Genomic DNA, 16,292 nt, shown 5'->3' with positions numbered 1-16,292 from the left:
GGTCCTTCCTGCGCGCTCACGTGTGCGGGACGTCGACATCGCACTCCCGCCAGTGCTGGTCGGTGGGGTGCGCCGCGAGCCGCAGGTTGTGCGCCGCCGCGACGGTGTGGGGGTGATCGTGCCCCAGGAACTCGACGCAGTCGGTGTGCGCCTCGGCGATCAGTTCGGCCGCCCGGTCCGCCTCGCCCGCCGCGGCGAGCACCCGCGCCTCGTCCACGGCCGCCGCCAGCGTCCACGGGTGCGTGTCGCCGAGCCGCGAGCGCAACGTCCGCGTCGCGTCCCGCACGAGGCTGACCGCGCCGTCCGCGTCGCCCGCCGACCGCAGCGCCAGGCCGAGGCCGAGCTTGCACAGCGCGATGAACGGGTGGTCGTCGCGCAGCCCGACGTACTCCTGAAAGCCGAGCCACGCGGTGCGCGCGAGCTCCACCGCCCACTGCGGGTCGACGCCGACGCGGCGGTGGTCGGCGGAGAAGCTCAACGCGCAGCCCAGCGTGTACGGGTGGTGCTTGCCGAGGACTTCGCGGTAGTCGCGCAGCGCGATGCCGGTGCGCTCCTTGGCCTCCTTGGCCCGGCCGACCAGCCGCAGCGCGATGGCGCGGTTCCACTGCACGCCGATCTGCACCTGGTTCAGCTCGTGCCGCAGCGTCTGCAGCTGCTGCGACGCGAACAGCAGCGAGTCCAGCGCCTCCGGGTAGCGGCCCAGCTCCCGCTGGTAGAGCCCGATCTGCGCGAGCGTCGTCCACGTGCGCACGTCGCCGGTGCCGAACAGCCGCCGCCGGCGGCGGTAGTTGTCCTCCTCCAGGGCCAGCGCGCCCGCCGCGTCACCGGACAGGAACATCGACGACGCCAGGTTGTTGGCCGCGCTGCGGGTGTCCGGGTGGTCCTCGCCGAGCACCGAGCGCAGGCCCTCCCAGGTGGCCTGGTCCTCGGCCAGCGCCTCGGAGAACAGGCCGAGCCCGCGCAGGTCGCCGCCCCGGCCGCGGGCGGTGATCAGCGGCCGCGGGTGGGTCAGGTCCAGCGCGCGCCGCTGCTGGGCCAGCGCCAGGTCGTCCAGCCGCAGCGCCGAGGTCGGGTCGCCGAGCACGCGGTGCACGTTGGCCAGCTCGGTGGCCAGCCGGTTGCGCAGCGGGTCGGCCGTGCCGAACCTCAGGGTCCACGCGTCCAGCAGCGCGTGCCCCGGTTCCAGCGCGGCCCGCCGCACGCCCGCGCCGCCGTCGGTGAACAGGAACCGCACCTGGTTGACCAGCCAGCGGCGCACCTCCAGGTCGCCGCTGGCCAGCGCGCCGGACGGCAGCACGTGCTTCTGCAGCTCGGCGAACCGGGCGCGCCTGGTCGGCGAGTTGCCCTCCACCTCGGTCGGCGCCAACGCGGCCAGCGCGCGCAGCACGGCGGTCTGCCGCTCCTCCCGCTCGGTCGGGGACATGCGGTCGCGCAGCGCGCGCTGCACCACGCGGTGCAGGCGTAACGAGTACTGGTCGCCCCAGTCGACGCGGAACAGCCCGTACCGCGCGCCGTACCAGAGCACCCGGTCGATCTCGGCGGCGTCCAGCCGCAACGGCTCGGCGTCGACGCCGCCCGCCTCGACCACCCGGCCGAGGAACGCGGGCGAGCGCACCAGCCCCAGGTCCGCGCCCTCCGGCGACAGGAACGCGCACAGCTCGGCCACCAGCACGGCCAACCGGCCGGTCGCGTTGTCCCGCAACGCGTCCACGGCCACGTCGACCACCCGGGCCACACCGGTCAGCTCCGACCGGCCGAGCCGTTCGAACAGCGTGCGCGTCGCCCACGACGCCGCGTCGGTGTCGCGGGAGCCCGCGCCGACCTCGGTCCGCGCCGTCTCGCCGAGCCAGGACGACGCCAGGTCCAGCGCCAGCGGCAGGTGGTCGACGGTGTCCGCGACCCGCCGCGCGTCGTCCGCGGTCAGGCCGGGCACGCGCTCCAGCAGCAGCCGCGCGCTGTCGTCGGCGCGCATCGGCACCAGCTCGACGGCCCGCCCGGCCGTCGGCCGGGAGGTGACCAGCACGTGCCCGGTGACGCCGGACGGCAGCAGGCCGTCGACCACGGACGGGTCGTCGACGTTGTCGTAGACCAGCAGGAACCGCGCGTACACCGGGTCGTCCGACAGCCGCTCCAGCGCGGACAGCGTGCCGTAGTCGGTCGAGCCGGGCTGGCGCAGCCGGGCCGCCAGCGCCGCCAGGCCGGTCAGCAGCGACTGCCGGTCGTGCGCGGACAGCCACCACACCGCCGCGTAGTCCGACGAGAACCGGTAGGCGTACTCCAGCGCCAGCTCGCTCTTGCCGACGCCGGGCACGCCGTCGACCACCACCAGGGCGCCCGCGTCACCGGCCGCCGCGAACTTGTCCCGCAACGCCTCCAAGTCCTCGTCGCGGCCGACGAAGCCGCGGTGGCGCGGCGGCAGGTCGAACACGTTCGGGTCGCTGCCGGGCACCCGCATGCCGGGCTCGTGCTCGGTGCCGGGCCGGTCGATCAGGCCGAAGTGGCTGAGCAGCCGGGCGCTCAGCGTCTCGGCGGTGTGGTCGTGCACGGACAGCGCGCCCGGCGCCGGCTCCTCGTCGGTCAGCTGGAGCCGCAGCGCGGTCAGCGGCCGGGCGGGCAGCTCCACCGGGCCGAGGTGCGGCGACGCCAGCACCACCACGCCCGGCGGCACGTCGGCGCGCAGCCAGTCGCCCGCCTCGGCCAGCCGGCGCACCTCCGCGCCCGCGCGCTCCAGCTGGCCGCGCACCCAGTCGGCCCAGGGCCGGTCCCGCGGCGCGTACGCGATGACCACCCGGTCCGGCTCGGTGGTCGACGTCAGCCCGAACACCCGCCGGTAGCGGGACCGCAGCACCGGCGACACCGGCGACACCTCGGTCACCGCGCCGTCGGTGACCGCCGCGGCCAGCCTGCCGTACTGGGCCTCCAGCGCGCCGCCGCTGGTCGGCTCCTCGACCAGGATCGCCAGCAGCGGGTCGAACGCGTCGAACGGGCGGTACGGGATCTCGATCGTGCCGCCGTCCGGCACCCGCTTCGCCTGGCCCGCCAGCAGTTCGGCGAACGCGGCGTGGATCGCGGACCGGATGCGCTGCGCCCGGGACTGCTCGTCGGCGTCGTCGAACAGCGTCGCCACCGGCACCACGTCGATCCGGATCGGCGCGCGCTTGCGCAGCCGGGCGGCCAGGTCCGCCGCGTCGGCGATGGCGCGCGGTCGCGGCCGGAAGCACACCACGGCCAGCTCGCACAGCGTCGCGATCAGCGTCAGCGACTCGTCGCCCGCGCCCGTCGGCGCGTCGATCAGCACCTGGTCGTAGTCGGACTCGGTCAGCCGGGAGCGCAGCTCGGCGATCGCGCCCGCGTCGCCGTGCCTGGTCTCGGGTTGCGGGCGGCCGGCCGCGTCGGTCTGCATCGGCGACACCACGTCGATGTGGCCGGGTTCGGTGACGTCGCCCGCGGGCGGCGCGAACCGCTCGACGGCGGGCGCCGCGTCCTCCTCGCGCAGCGGGTCCGCGCGGTACGCGGCGAGCAGCCCGCGGCCCAGCGCGTCCGGCAGGCCGAGGCGGGCCACCAGGAACGGCTCCAGGTACTCGCGCACCCGCGGCACCTCCGAGCCCCAGTCCACGACCAGGACCCGCTGCCCGGCCGCGGCCAGCGCCCAGGCCAGGTTCGCCACCGCGCTGGTGCGGCCGGTGCCGCCGGTCGCCGACAGGAAGGCGGTGACGCCGGTGTGGGCCGAGGTGGTGCGCGGGGTGCTCATCTGCTGCTCCTGAGCGGCCGGAGGACTTGGGAATACCGGTAAGGCGGGCCGCGCGCCCGCGACTCAGCCGCGGTTCACCCGAACGGCCCCGGCGGCCGCCGGGCTCACAGCGAGCTCTCGAACGCGGCGAACCGGGTGGGCAGTTCGGCGTTCTCGGCCAGGATCCGGTGCAGCGCGGCGCGCAGCGCGGTGTCCGGCAGATCGGCCAACCGGGCCAGGTCAACGCCCGTGACGTCCAGGAGTTCGGACTCCAGGACGGGTTCGGCAGTCATGTCCGACGTACCCCCTAACCGCAGTGCTGCGGGTTTACCGCAGTCGCCTGATTGCCGGCGATGCCGACAGCGCACTTCCCATCGTAGTGAACGACAACGGTTGTGGTGGGGAATCCTCCGATTGGCGGAGGTAGTGGGCGGCGGGCTGTGTTTGATTGCTCCTGGGGGAAAGATTGGCGGTGCGGTGGTGGGAATGTCCGGGGGGTCGGTGGCGTGAACTCGTGGAAAGGGTTGCCGTTCCGCCAGTTCGTGCTCAAGGTGCACAGCCGGTGCAACCTGGCGTGCGACTACTGCTACGTCTACGAACTCGCCGACCAGCGGTGGCGTTCCCGGCCGCGGGTGATGTCGCCCGACGTGGTCGCGCACACCGCCGAACGGGTGGCGGAACACGTTCGCGGGCACGGGTTGGCGGAAGTGGAAGTGGTGCTGCACGGCGGGGAACCGCTGCTCGCCGGCCGGGCCGCGATCGGGTCGTTGGTGTCGCGGTTCCGCTCGGTGGTGCCCGCGGTGGTGCGGTTCACCGTCCAGACCAACGCGACTTTGCTCGACCGCGAATTCCTGGAGCTGTTCTCCGCACTCGGCGTCCGGGTCGGGGTGAGCGTGGACGGCACGCCGGAAGCGCACGACCGGCACCGCGTGCGGCCGGACGGCACCGGGAGTTGGGCGGCGGTGCGGGCGGCGCTGACGTCGTTGCGGTCGTTCCCGGCGGTGTACGGCGGTCTGCTGTGCGTCGTGGACGTGGACGACGACCCGGTGCGCACCTACGAGTCGTTGCTGGAACTCTCACCGCCCGCGGTGGATTTCCTGCTGCCGCACGGCAACTGGTCGGCGCCGCCGCCGGGACGGGTCGCGGGCGCGCCCGCCACGCCGTACGCGGAGTGGCTGATCGCCGTGTTCGACCGCTGGTACGCCGAGCCGCGCACGCGGGTGCGGCTGTTCGAGGAGCTGCTGTCGGTGCTGCTGGGCGGGCGGTCCGGGGTGGAGGGGATCGGGTTGACGCCGTCCGCGCAGGTGGTGGTGGAGACCGACGGTTCGATCGAGGTGTCCGACATCCTGGCGTCCTCCTCCCCCGACGCCTCGGCGACCGGGCTGCACGTGGCGCGCGACCCGTTCGACGCGGCGCTCGACCTGCCGGACGTGCGCGCCGGGCGCTCGGGGTTGGCGGGGCTGTCCGGTGAGTGCCGCCGGTGCCCGGTGGTGTCGGCGTGCGGCGGCGGGCTGCGGGCGCACCGGTTCCGGGAGGGCGCGGGGTTCGACCGGCCGTCGGTGTACTGCCCGGACCTGCTGCGGCTGATCGGGCACGTGCGGTCGCGGGTCGCGGCGGACCTGGCGGCGCTGGCGTGACCGTCGCGCCGTTCCGGGTCCCCGAGGCCGACTTCGCCGCGCTGGCGCGTGGCGGTGGCGGGGCGTCGGCGGTGCGCACGTTGCGGCTGGCGCGGCGCAGCCGGACGTTGCTGCTGATCAGGTCGATCGCCGACGACCCGGCGGCGCGGCCCGCGTTCGCGCTGCTGCGCGAGGTGGCGCGGGTGGCGCCGGGGGCGGTGGACCGGGTGCTGGACCACCCGTCGGTCGGCGCGTGGGCGACGCGGACGGCGTTGGCGATGCGGCGGGGCGAGGACGCGCGGCCGGCGGAGCTGGCGTTCACGGCCGCGGCGGCCGCGGTGCGGGCGGGGGTGGCGGTGGACCTGGAGTTCCCGCCGGCGCCGGTGTTCGCGCTGCCGTCGTTGGGGGTGGTGGTGGGGCCGGGGTTGGCCTACTCGCCGTTGCCGGAGGTCGACCTCGGCGGGTGCGTGCTGCAGCTGGACCTGTGGGCCGGTGGCGGGGTGCCGGACGGGCTGCCGGTGGCGCGGTCGGCCGACGTGGCGGGGTGGCGGGCGGCGCTGCGCGCGGCGTGGGAGCTGCTGAGCCGGGACCACCCGGCGCTCGCGGCAGAGTTCGCCGAGGTCGTGACGGTCGTGACGCCCATGCCGTCGTCGCCTTCGGGCACCAGCAGCGCGACGGTGGCGGACGCGTTCGGCTGCGTGTTCCTGTCGCCGGCGCCGGACGCGGAGACGTTGGCCGTGACGCTCGTGCACGAGGCGCAGCACAGCAAGCTGGTGGCGTTGATGGACCTGTTCGCCCTGGTGGAGCCGGGGCGGGACGGGTTGTTCTACGCGCCGTGGCGGGAGGACCCGCGACCGGCGGCCGGTCTGCTGCACGGCACCTACGCGCACCTCGGCGTGGCCGGGTTCTGGCGGTCGCGCCCCGGTGCGGCGGCCCAGGCGGAGTACGCGCGCTGGCGTTCGGCGGCGTTGATCACGGCGGAGACCCTGTTGGGCAGCGACGCCCTGACGCCGACCGGAGCCCGGTTCGTCACCGAGATGGCCACCGTGCTGCGCGCGTGGTGCGCCGAACCCCTCCCACCGGCCGCGATCGCCGTCGCCGACGCCGAAGCCGCCGCCCACGAGGCCCGCTGGCGAGCCGCCCACGGCTCCCGAACGTAGAACTCACCGCTCCTGAACGTAGGACACGGTGGTCGTGAACGTACGACTCGCGCGGGCTGAACGTAGGACTCTCGCGAGAGTCGTACGTTCAGGGCCCGCGAGTCGAACACTCGGGACCCCCGAGTTCTCCGTTCGGGGGTGGGTGGTGGGGCGCAGTGTGGCGACTCGCCGGGTGTGGTGCGTGGGGTTGGTGGGGTTGGCGGCGATACTGCGCGCCATGCTCACCGCCGACGGCCACCTGGTGCACTCCCCCGCGGACCTGGTGGACCTGCTGGAGTGCGAGCACCGGAGCCGGTTGGCGCTGGCGCTGGCCACGGGGGTGGCCGGGGCGCCGGCGCCGGACGACCGGCCGAGCACGCTCGCCACGCGGCACGGGGTGGCGCACGAGCTGGCGGTGCTGGAGCGGTTCCGCCGCGAGGGCGACGTGGTGGAGATCGCGCAGCCCGCGCCGACGCACGAGGCGTTGACGAAGGCCGCGGCGCAGACGCGGGCCGCCATCGAGGCCGGGGCGCCGGTGATCTACCAGGCGGTCTTCTACGCCGACGGCTTCCACGGGCGCGCGGACTTCCTCGTGGCCACCGGGCGCGGTCACGAGCCGCACGACGCCAAGCTCGCCCGGCATGCCACCCCGGCCGCCGTCGTCCAGCTCACGGCCTACGCCAACGCCCTGGGCCGGCACGCCGGACCCGGCATGCACCTCCTGCTCGGCGACGGCACGACCAGGACGTTCCAGGTCGCCGACTTCCTGCCGCTGGTCCGCGACCTCCAGACCCGGCTCAGGGCCCGCCTCGCCGCACCCGCCCACCTGCCGGAACGCCTGTGGGACGACGAGCGCCCCGCCTGCGCCACCTGCCGGTTCGGCCGGCACTGCGCCACCGGCCGGGAGGCCGACCGCGACCTGTCCCTGGTCGCGGGCATCCGCACCGACCAGCGCCGCAAGCTCGCCGCCGCCGGCCTCGGCACGATCGACGCCCTGGCCAACGCCACCCGCGCCGACCGCCCGGCGACGATGTCCGCGTCGACGTTCACCGGCCTGCGCGCCCAGGCCGCGCTCCAGGTCATCCAGGACGACTCGCGCACCGAGGACGACCCGATCGGCAAGGTCGCCTACGAGGTCGTCGCGCCCGAGGCGCTGGCCGGGCTGCCCGTGCCGAGCCCCGGCGACCTGTTCTTCGACATGGAGGGCGACCCGTTCGCGCTCAACGGCGAGGGCTTGGAGTACCTGTTCGGCGTGGTCGACGGCGACGAGCGGTTCACGCCGTTCTGGGCGCACACCCGGCCGCAGGAGAAGGCGGCGTTCGAGCGGTTCGTCGACTTCGCCACCCGCGCCCTCGAAGAGCACCCCGAAGCGCACGTCTACCACTACGCGCCGTACGAGGTGAACGCGCTCAAGAAGCTCGCCGCCCTGCACGGCACGCGTGAGGACGCCGTCGACCACCTGCTGCGGTCCGGCGCGCTGGTCGACCTCTACGCCGTGGTGCGCAAGGCGCTGCGGGTGTCGCAGCGGTCGTACTCGATCAAGTACCTGGAACCGCTGTACATGCCCGACGCCCGCGCCGGCGAGGTGACCACGGCCGTCTCCAGCATCGAGGCGTACGAGGAGTTCCTGGCGCTGCGCGACGTCGACCCGGCCCGCGCCGAGGACGTGCTCACCGGCATCGCCGACTACAACACCTACGACTGCGTCTCGACGCTGCGGCTGTACCGGTTCCTGCTGGAGGTGCGCCGGGAGGCGGGCATCGAGCCGCACGTGGCCGAGCCGTCGTTCACCGCGGAGATCGAGGACGAGATCGCCGCCCAGCGCCGCGCCGAACGGGCCGAGCGCCTGGCCGCCGTGGTCGACCCGCTGCTGGCGGGCCTGCCGGACAACCCGGCGGACGCGACCGACGACGAGCGGGCGCGGGCGCTGCTGGCCGCCGCCGTCGGCTACCACCGGCGGGAGACCAACCCGGCGTGGTGGGACTTCTTCCGGCAGGTGGCGGCGCCGCTGAGCGAGCTGGAGTCCGACAGCGCGTGCGCGGTGCCGGTGTCGGTGCGGTCGCAGGACTGGGCGATGCCGTCCGGCCGGGTCCGCAAGGCCAAGCGCGAGGTGCGGGTGTGGTGCGACCCGGACCGGCCGCACCCGTTCGCGAAGGGCGACCAGGTCCGGCTGCTGTACCCCGGCACGCCCGCGAACGTGACGCGGGACGCCGTCGTGCTGGCCGAGTCGGCCGAGGACCTGGTGGTGCTGGAGAGCGTCGCGCCCGACGACGTGCACGGCGAGCAGCCCGTGGCGGTGCTGCCGGGCAGCCCGGTCCGGCCGACGCCGAAGGACGAGGCGGTGTACGACCTGGCGCGCGCGGTGGTGGACGGCCTGCCCGAGCTGCCGCCGCACCCCGGCGTCGACCTGGTCCGCCGCACGCCGCCGCGGCTGCGGACCGGCTCGCTGCCCCGCGGTGACGACCTGATCGCCGACGTGATCGCGGCGGTGGACGCGCTGGACGGCTCCACGCTGGCCGTGCAGGGCCCGCCGGGCGCGGGCAAGACCTACCTGGCGGGCCGGCTGATCGCGCACCTGATCCGGGGCGGGCGCAGCGTCGGCGTGACGTCCACCAGCCACAAGGCGGTGGAGAACGTGCTGAGCGCGGCCCTGGCGGCGGGCCGCGAGCTGGGCGTGGCGATCCCGACGGCGAAGCGGGCGAAGGGCGCGCCCGCGAAGGACTGCCCGTGGGAGCAGCCGCGCGACAACCCGGCGCTGGTGCGGTGGCGCGACGACCAGGGCGGCGGGCACCTGGTCGGCGGCACGGCGTGGACGTTCGCCAACGCCGCGCTGCGCGAGCAGCCGTTCGACGTGCTGATCGTGGACGAGGCCGGGCAGTTCGCGCTGGCCGACGCGCTGGCCGTGTCGACGTGCGCGCGCAACCTGGTGCTGCTCGGCGACCCGCAGCAGTTGCCCCAGGTCGTGCAGGGCACCCACCCGGCCGGGGCGGAGGCGTCGGCGCTGGGTCACCTGATCGGCGACGCCGACGTGATCCCGCCGGAGCTGGGCTACTTCCTCGACCAGACGCGGCGGATGCACCCGGCGGTGTGCGCGCCGGTGTCGAACCTGTCGTACGCCGGGCTGCTGCACGCCCACCCCGGCGCCGCCGAGCGCGGGATCGACGGCGTGCCGTCGGGGTTGTACGTCCACTCCGTGCCCCACTCGCACAACACCACGTCGTCCGTCGAGGAGGCGGGGGCGGTGGTGGGCGTGGTGCGGTCGTTGATGGGTCGCATGTGGACGGACGGGCCGAACGCGCGGGCGTTGGACGACTCGGACGTCCTGGTGGTGGCGCCGTACAACCTCCAGGTGCGCCTGGTGCGGCGCGAGCTGGAGAAGCACGGCTTCGAGCACGTGCGGGTCGGCACCGTCGACCGGTTCCAGGGCCAGGAGGCGCCGGTGGTGATCACCACCATGACGTCGTCGGCGGCGGTCGACCTGCCGCGCGGGCTGGACTTCCTGCTGTCGCGCAACCGGTTGAACGTGGCCCTGTCGCGGGCGCAGGCGGTGGCGGTGGTGGTGTGCTCGCCGCGGCTGGTGGAGGCCGACATCCGCGGCGTCGACCAGCTGCGGCTGGTGTCCGGGATGATCGGGCTGCTGGCCGACGCGCGCCGGTGGGCCATCGACGGGGTCTATGCCCAAGACGTATGACGCCCGGTGGTCACCTGCTCTTAACGTTGTGACACACGAAAACCTTCCTACCCTGCACCGAAGGAGATCGTGTGATGAAGGAAGCGCTGCGCCTCGTGGCCGGGGCGCTGTTCACGACCCTCGCACTGGTGGGGACCGTCCTGGTCGGACCGGCGTCGGCGGCTCCCGCGCCGCCGTCGGCCCTGGCCAGGACGGTCTACTACAGCGCCTCCGGCTACTCGGCGGAGGCCGACCAGGCCGCGCAGATCTGGAACTCCAGGGTGCCGAACCTGCGGATGGTCCGCGGCGGCAGCGCCACCATCCGGATCTACGCGACCACCGGCGGCGGCTCCCGCGCCTACCCCTGCGGGCTCGGGTGCGCCACCATCTACATCGACGCGCGGGACGTCGCGGCGGGCAACTCGTCGCTGCGGATCGTGACCCACGAGATCGGGCACGGCCTCGGCCTGCCCGACACCTACAACGGCATCTGCTCGTACCTGATGTCGGGCGGCAGCGCGGGCACGTCCTGCCGCAACCCGTACCCGAACGCCCAGGAGGCGAACCGGGTCAACCAGCTCTTCGCCGGCGGCTTCAGCGGCTCGACGCCCCTGAAGACCGACGTCTACGCGAGGGGCTGACCGAACCGGGCGGTGCGGTGGTCGGAGGCGGCCTGGCCGCCACACCGCCCGGTTCCGGCTCCGGGTTCGGGTTCGGTTCGGGTTCGGCAATGTGCGAACCAGGTAGGCGCGTCGAAGGCGTTGAGTCCTGTCGGGATTCCGAGGAGTGACGATCGGGCGGTTAGGTCACGATTCTGCCGAAAGTAGTTATCCAACCCCCGATCAGGCTGTGACCTGTCCCCCGATAAGGTGACGCGCGTTCTCCTCTGCCCTTCCCTCAGGAGCCCTCACATGCAGTTCGCCAGAGTCGGTGCCCTGGTCGGCGCCGCTGTCGCCGCCGTCGCCGCGACCGTCTTCGCCGCTGTCCCCGCCTCCGCGCACAACGCCAACTTCAGCGCCGGGTGCGAGGGCGAGAAGAGCAAGCTGATCGTGAACTTGGTGAGCTACGACAAGCACGACACCAAGAAGAACAAGGTCAAGATCACTCTCGACGGCCAGGAGATCGAGAACACCACTTTCGACAAGAACTTCAACCAGACCTACGTCCGGGACAGCAAGACCGCCCTGGTCTACTCCTACGAGGTCCTGGCCTGGAACGACCCGATCGACGAGAACAACAACAAGAACTGGTCCGTCCGGGGCACCTACACCGTGCCGTCGTGCGTCGAGGAGACGACGACCACCACGACCACCACGACCGAGGCGACGACGACCACCACCACGGTCGAGGCCACCACCACGACCGTCGAGACCACCACGACCACGGTCGAGACCTCGCCGGAGACCTCGGTGTCGTCCACGCCGGCGACCACGACCACCACCGACGCCGCGGTCGTGCCGGTGGCCGACAAGGGCGAGGACCTGGCCAGCACGGGCGCGAGCATCGCGATCCCGCTGGTCATCGGCGTCGTGCTGCTGGGCGGCGGCGCGGCCCTGCTGATCGTGCTGCGCAAGCGCGCGGCGAACAGCTAGCACCGGGCAGCTAGCACCGGACACCTCGGCCCCGGTCATCCTCCACAGCGGAGGGTGACCGGGGCCGAGTCGCGTCACGGCGCCTGGACCGGGGTCACCGCTCGATGACCGGCGCCAGCGTGACGCGGAAGGAGTCGGCCACGGCGAGGGCCGCCGCGCAGGTGGCCACGCTCTCCGGGTGCGCGTCCTCCCCCAGCAGCGCCCGGCAGTGCGGTTCGATCGTCGCCGACTCGTCGGAGACGTGCACGACGTCGATCACCAGGGGCACGTCCTCCGGCCGTTCTCGCAGGTCCTCGGCCTGCTCCTGGTCCACCAGGAGCGACACCCGGCCGCAGCTCTCGACCTGGTCGAAGAAGGACTCGGGCAGCGGGACGCCGCGGACGTCGTACGTGTCACGCCCCTCCAGCGGGTCGCCGCTGACGTTGCGCATCGCCGCGCAGTCCCCGTCGCTGATCCCGTCGAGCAGCGCGCCCGGCGGCAGCCGGCGGTCCGGTCCCCCGGCGCGCAGCCAGTTCTCCACCAGCTCCGCGGCGTACTGCTCGGGCAGCGCGGCCAGGTCGCGGTCGGCCGCGCCGAGCACCCGGCGGGGCCGGTCCGGGTCGACGTCGACCAGCGACCGGTCGTTGCCGACGAGCACCGCGCGGGCGCCGACGTCGTAGTACATGCTGGTCATCTCGTGCGCCGCGGTGCCGCGCAACCCGTCGGTGTCGGCGTAGAAGAAGTACAGGTACTGCGGGTACCTGCTGGCCTGCCGGGCGGCGACCACGCCTTCGAGTGCGCGGTGCCACTGCGCCGGCGCGAGCGCGTCGAACTCGCCGACCACCGTCATCGAGACGGGCTCCACCGTGGACGGGGGCGGCGGCGAGCCGAGTTCGGCCAGCAGCGCGGCGTCGCCGGGCGACCGCTCCAGCAGCTGCCACTCCTGGGGGTACAGGAAGGCGAAGCACCCGGAGTCGTCCTCGTCGTCGACCACCCGCACCACCCGGTCGTCCACGGCTTCCCACCCGGTGGCCCGGCACTCCTCGGGCTCGTGCGCCCACACCGGGACCGCCACGACGGCGGCCAGGACCAGCACCGTCAGCCCGGCGACCACGAACCAGGGCTCCGCGCCCTCGTCCGCGCTCGACGCGTCGTCGTCGGCGGTCGCCACGAGGCGTTCCTGCAACCGCACGTGCCAGAACTGGTAGCTCCCGTCCGCGACCCGCAGCAGGCCGCGCCGCCGCGCGTCCTCCAGGAAGGTCATCGCCCGCAGGGGCAGGAGGTCGTCCACGGCGACGACCACCCTGGCGACGACGAACCGGGTCCACGCCCGGGTGGTCAGCAGCGCCGCGGCGAACAGCACCGCCAGCACGGCGCTGACGGCGACCAGCGCGGGCCGGTCCCCGGGTTCGAGGGACCACGGGACGTGGGTGTCCAGCGGCGGGAGGTGCACGTTCACGACGGTCGGCAGGCCGACGGCCACCGCGACGCGCTGGCCCACGTGCCCGCCGACGGCCGCCCCCAGCGTCGCGGCGAGCACGCTGAACGCGCCGACCACCAGGGACGCCACCACGACCGCGGACAGCGCGGACCGGCGGTCCTGGCGCAGGAACTCCTCCGGGCTCGCCCGGCTCGTCCGGTCCGAGCGGGCCAGCAGCAGTTCGTGGAGGCCGACCGCCAGCCCGGCCACCACCGCCACCCCGAACAGCGCGGCGCCCAGCGCGACCACGTTGGTGATCTGCACGTACCCCGTGCCCAGGCGGGTCTGGAACGCGAGCAGCAGCGGCGTGCCGGGGGTCAGCACCAGCAGCACGCCGGTGCTGAAGCCGCCACCGAACCCGACGCCGCCGCGGTCCGCGGTCAGCAGGCCCCGGCCCGGCGGCCGGCGGGCGCCCACGAGCCACAGCGAGCCGACGACCACGCCGAACAGGGTGCCGAGCAGCGGCGGCGAGTTCAGCAGCACCGACACCGGGTCGCCGCTGTCGCTCGCGAACGGGTAGCCGGACGCCGACTGCACGACCAGGGCCAGCAACCAGACCGGCAGGCCGACGAGCAGCCCGAGGGCCGCCGCCGTCCACGGCGACAGCACCCGCTGCGCGAGCCGCCACCAGGCGATGTCCCGCTCGCCGTGGCGGTGCAGGTGCAGCGCCAGGTTGGTCAGCCACGTGCGGGCCCGCGCGGCCGTCCACGGCTTCGGCCGCCACCACGGCCCGGCGGGCGCCTCCTCCGGGTACACGGCGTCCACCAGGAGGTCGACCAGGTGGTCCTCGACGGCGTGCCGGTGGGTGAACCGGCCGGGTTCGACCAGCTCGGCCGGGTCCTTCGCCCGGTAGGCGGCGGTGGACAGCGACAGCATGAGCGGGGTGGACAGCGCGGTGCTCAGCGGGCTGTCCGGGTGCCGCTCGACGTGGCGCACCACCTCGGCCCACCGCGGTTCGCCCCTGAGGTGCGCCACGACGTCGTCGGGGCCGAGCGGGCGGATCTCCACGACCGGCGCGCGCAGCAGCACCGGCGCGCCGCCCGCCAGCCCGTCCTCGTACTCCGCGGTGCGGCAGGTGAGGACCAGGGGGCGGTCGCCGTCGAGGGTGTCGTTGACGCGGCTGATCGCCTGCCGGCGCACGTGCTCCGGCATCTCGTCCAGGCCGTCGAGCACGGGGGTGAGCAGCCGGCGGGCGAGCAGGGCGCGCGGTGTGCGCTCACGGCCGCCGTAGTAGGTCTGCGCGAGGGTGCGGACGATCCAGTCGTCGAGCGTGGTCTCGACCGGGTCCCAGGAGGACAGCGACAGGAACACCGGCACCTGCCCGCCCGGCGCCCACTCGCGCAGCAAACCGACGGTCAGCGTGATGGCGAGGAACGTCTTGCCCGCGCCCGGTTCGCCGAGCACCACCAGCCGCCTGCTGAGGCTCTGCCCGGTGAACGCGCGGGCGATCTTCTCCGCCGCCCGGTCCGGGTTGTCGTCCAGCCGCCCGTCGAGCTTGAGGTGGACCGAGCGGAGCCGGGTGTCGCCGCCGAGCAGCGACGCGGGGTCGGGCGCGACGTCCCGGTCGGTCTCCTTCCAGGACAGCGGGATGACCCGCGAGTCGCCGAAGCGCTGCCGCCGGTGCCTGATCTCCGGCTCCCACTGCTGGAGCAGTTCGACCACCAGCGCCTCGGCGGCCTCGTCCACCGGCGGCTGCGGTTCCTCGTGGCGCAGGTACAGCACGATCCCGGTGAACGCGGTGCCCAGCGCCACCAGCGCGGCCACGATGCTGCCGTAGGCGTCGTTGGCCTCCAGCGGGTTCGTCGCCAGGACGACCAGCACGACCACCACCACGACGACGGCCGCCGCACCCACGACCAGCAGCCGACGTCTCGGTAACTTGCTCCGGTCCACCGCGGGAGTTTGTCATCCCGGCGGCGGGTGAAGAAGGGTCCGGCCGGGACGCCCGCACTTCTGCGGACGCCCCGGCCGAGGGGGTGGACGCTCAGTTCGCGGTGGTCAGCGCGGGGTAGTCGGTGTAGCCCTTCTCGGCGCCGCCGAAGAACGACGACTGGTCGGGCGCGTTGAACGGGCCGCCGGCGGCCAGCCGGGCGGGCAGGTCCGGGTTGGCCAGGAACATCGCGCCGAACGCCAGCGCGTCGGCCGTGCCGTCGTCCAGCAGCCGCAGGTCGGCCGGGCCGGTGACGCCGTCCGGCGTGAACGGGTTGAGGACCAGGGCGCCGGCGAAGCGCTCGCGCAGCTCCAGCGTCAGCGCCCGCTCGTCCTGCTCGGCGATGTGCAGGTAGGCCAGGCCGAACGGGTTGATCGCGTCGACCAGCGCCGGGTACACCTCGTGGTGCGACTCCTCGGCGATGTCGTTGTACCGGTTCCCGGGCGAGATCCGCAGGCCGACGCGGTGCGCGCCGATCGCCTCGGACGTCGCGCGCACGACCTCGACCACGAAGCGGACGCGGTTGGCCACCGAGCCGCCCCACTCGTCGTAGCGCACGTTGGTGTTGTCGGCCAGGAACTGGTGCAGCAGGTAGCCGTTGGCCCCGTGCAGCTCGACGCCGTCGAACCCGGCCTCGACCGCGTTGCGGGCGGCGGCGGCGAAGCCTTCGACGGTCTCCCGGATGCCCTCGGGCGACAGCTCGGCGGGCGTGACGAAGTCCAGCATCCCGGAGCCGGTGTACACCGAGCCCTCGGCCCGGACCGCGGACGCGCCCACCGGGTGCAGGTCGCCGGGCAGCAGGCTGGGGTGGCCGATCCGGCCGGTGTGCATGAGCTGCGCGAAGATCCGGCCGCCCGCCTCGTGCACGGCGTCGGTGACCACGCGCCAGGCGGCGACCTGCTCGGCGGTGTGCAGGCCGGGCGTGTGCGGGTAGCCCTGGCCGGCGGCGACGGGCTGGATGCCCTCGCTGATGATCAGCCCGGCGCTCGCGCGCTGGGCGTAGTACTCGGCCATGAGCGGCGTCGGCACGGTGTCGTGGGCGCGGCTACGGGTCATCGGGGACATCACGATCCGGTTGGGCAGCTTGGTGCCCGCCAGGTCGAACGGCTCGAACGCGGTGCTCATGTCTTCCTCCGGATTGCTGTTACCTGTCCGA

Annotated in this window: 9 protein-coding genes; 5 read left to right on the top strand and 4 right to left on the bottom strand. The window is 74.1% G+C overall.

The window, feature by feature from the left end:
• Positions 1–16: 16 nt before the first annotated feature.
• Positions 17–3,751, bottom strand: a complete 3,735-nt coding sequence (gene fxsT / locus AB0F89_RS17760; RefSeq protein WP_367137559.1) for an FxSxx-COOH system tetratricopeptide repeat protein — start codon at positions 3,749–3,751, stop codon at positions 17–19.
• Between the two features lie 104 nt (positions 3,752–3,855).
• Positions 3,856–4,023, bottom strand: coding sequence for an FxSxx-COOH cyclophane-containing RiPP peptide (gene fxsA / locus AB0F89_RS17755; RefSeq protein ID WP_367137557.1), 168 nt, complete (start codon positions 4,021–4,023; stop codon positions 3,856–3,858).
• 213 nt (positions 4,024–4,236) lie between these two features.
• On the opposite strand from fxsA, the gene AB0F89_RS17750 reads away from it, so the two are divergent.
• From AB0F89_RS17750 to AB0F89_RS17730, 5 genes are all read left to right on the top strand, one after another.
• Positions 4,237–5,367, top strand: coding sequence for an FxsB family cyclophane-forming radical SAM/SPASM peptide maturase (locus tag AB0F89_RS17750; RefSeq protein WP_367137555.1), 1,131 nt, complete (start codon positions 4,237–4,239; stop codon positions 5,365–5,367).
• On the top strand, positions 5,364–6,506 hold the full coding sequence (locus AB0F89_RS17745; RefSeq protein WP_367137553.1) for an HEXXH motif-containing putative peptide modification protein: 1,143 nt from the start codon (positions 5,364–5,366) through the stop codon (positions 6,504–6,506). The genes AB0F89_RS17750 and AB0F89_RS17745 overlap by 4 nt, the downstream gene beginning before the upstream one ends.
• A gap of 241 nt (positions 6,507–6,747) precedes the next feature.
• A complete protein-coding gene (locus AB0F89_RS17740; RefSeq protein WP_367138902.1) occupies positions 6,748–10,176 on the top strand; it encodes a TM0106 family RecB-like putative nuclease in 3,429 nt (1,142 codons plus the stop codon).
• Between the two features lie 74 nt (positions 10,177–10,250).
• The gene (locus tag AB0F89_RS17735) at positions 10,251–10,796 is read left to right on the top strand and encodes a snapalysin family zinc-dependent metalloprotease (protein ID WP_367137551.1); all 546 of its coding nucleotides are present in this window, start codon (positions 10,251–10,253) and stop codon (positions 10,794–10,796) included.
• A gap of 270 nt (positions 10,797–11,066) precedes the next feature.
• Positions 11,067–11,747 carry a hypothetical protein gene (locus tag AB0F89_RS17730; RefSeq protein WP_367137549.1) on the top strand — a complete coding sequence of 227 codons (681 nt, stop codon included), beginning with the start codon at positions 11,067–11,069 and terminating at the stop codon, positions 11,745–11,747.
• Between the two features lie 94 nt (positions 11,748–11,841).
• On the opposite strand, the gene AB0F89_RS17725 is transcribed toward AB0F89_RS17730, so the two are convergent.
• Together AB0F89_RS17725 and AB0F89_RS17720 are read right to left on the bottom strand one after the other, a co-directional pair.
• Positions 11,842–15,099, bottom strand: coding sequence for an NACHT domain-containing NTPase (locus AB0F89_RS17725; RefSeq protein ID WP_367137547.1), 3,258 nt, complete (start codon positions 15,097–15,099; stop codon positions 11,842–11,844).
• A 91-nt stretch (positions 15,100–15,190) separates the two neighbouring features.
• Positions 15,191–16,261 (bottom strand): alkene reductase, encoded by a 1,071-nt coding sequence (locus AB0F89_RS17720; protein WP_367137545.1) that lies wholly within the window; start codon positions 16,259–16,261, stop codon positions 15,191–15,193.
• Positions 16,262–16,292 lie beyond the last annotated feature (31 nt).

The sequence above is a fragment of the Saccharothrix sp. HUAS TT1 genome (assembly GCF_040744945.1).
In the GTDB taxonomy this organism is placed as follows: domain Bacteria; phylum Actinomycetota; class Actinomycetes; order Mycobacteriales; family Pseudonocardiaceae; genus Actinosynnema.
Note: the sequence above shows the minus strand (reverse complement) of the source record. Positions and strands in the feature narration are given on the sequence as shown.

Coding starts and splice junctions, on each gene's coding strand:
- fxsT (WP_367137559.1), bottom strand. CDS start 3,751: ATGAGCACCCCGCGCACCACCTCGGCCCACACCGGCGTCACCGCCTTC.
- fxsA (WP_367137557.1), bottom strand. CDS start 4,023: ATGACTGCCGAACCCGTCCTGGAGTCCGAACTCCTGGACGTCACGGGC.
- AB0F89_RS17735 (WP_367137551.1), top strand. CDS start 10,251: ATGAAGGAAGCGCTGCGCCTCGTGGCCGGGGCGCTGTTCACGACCCTC.
- AB0F89_RS17730 (WP_367137549.1), top strand. CDS start 11,067: ATGCAGTTCGCCAGAGTCGGTGCCCTGGTCGGCGCCGCTGTCGCCGCC.
- AB0F89_RS17720 (WP_367137545.1), bottom strand. CDS start 16,261: ATGAGCACCGCGTTCGAGCCGTTCGACCTGGCGGGCACCAAGCTGCCC.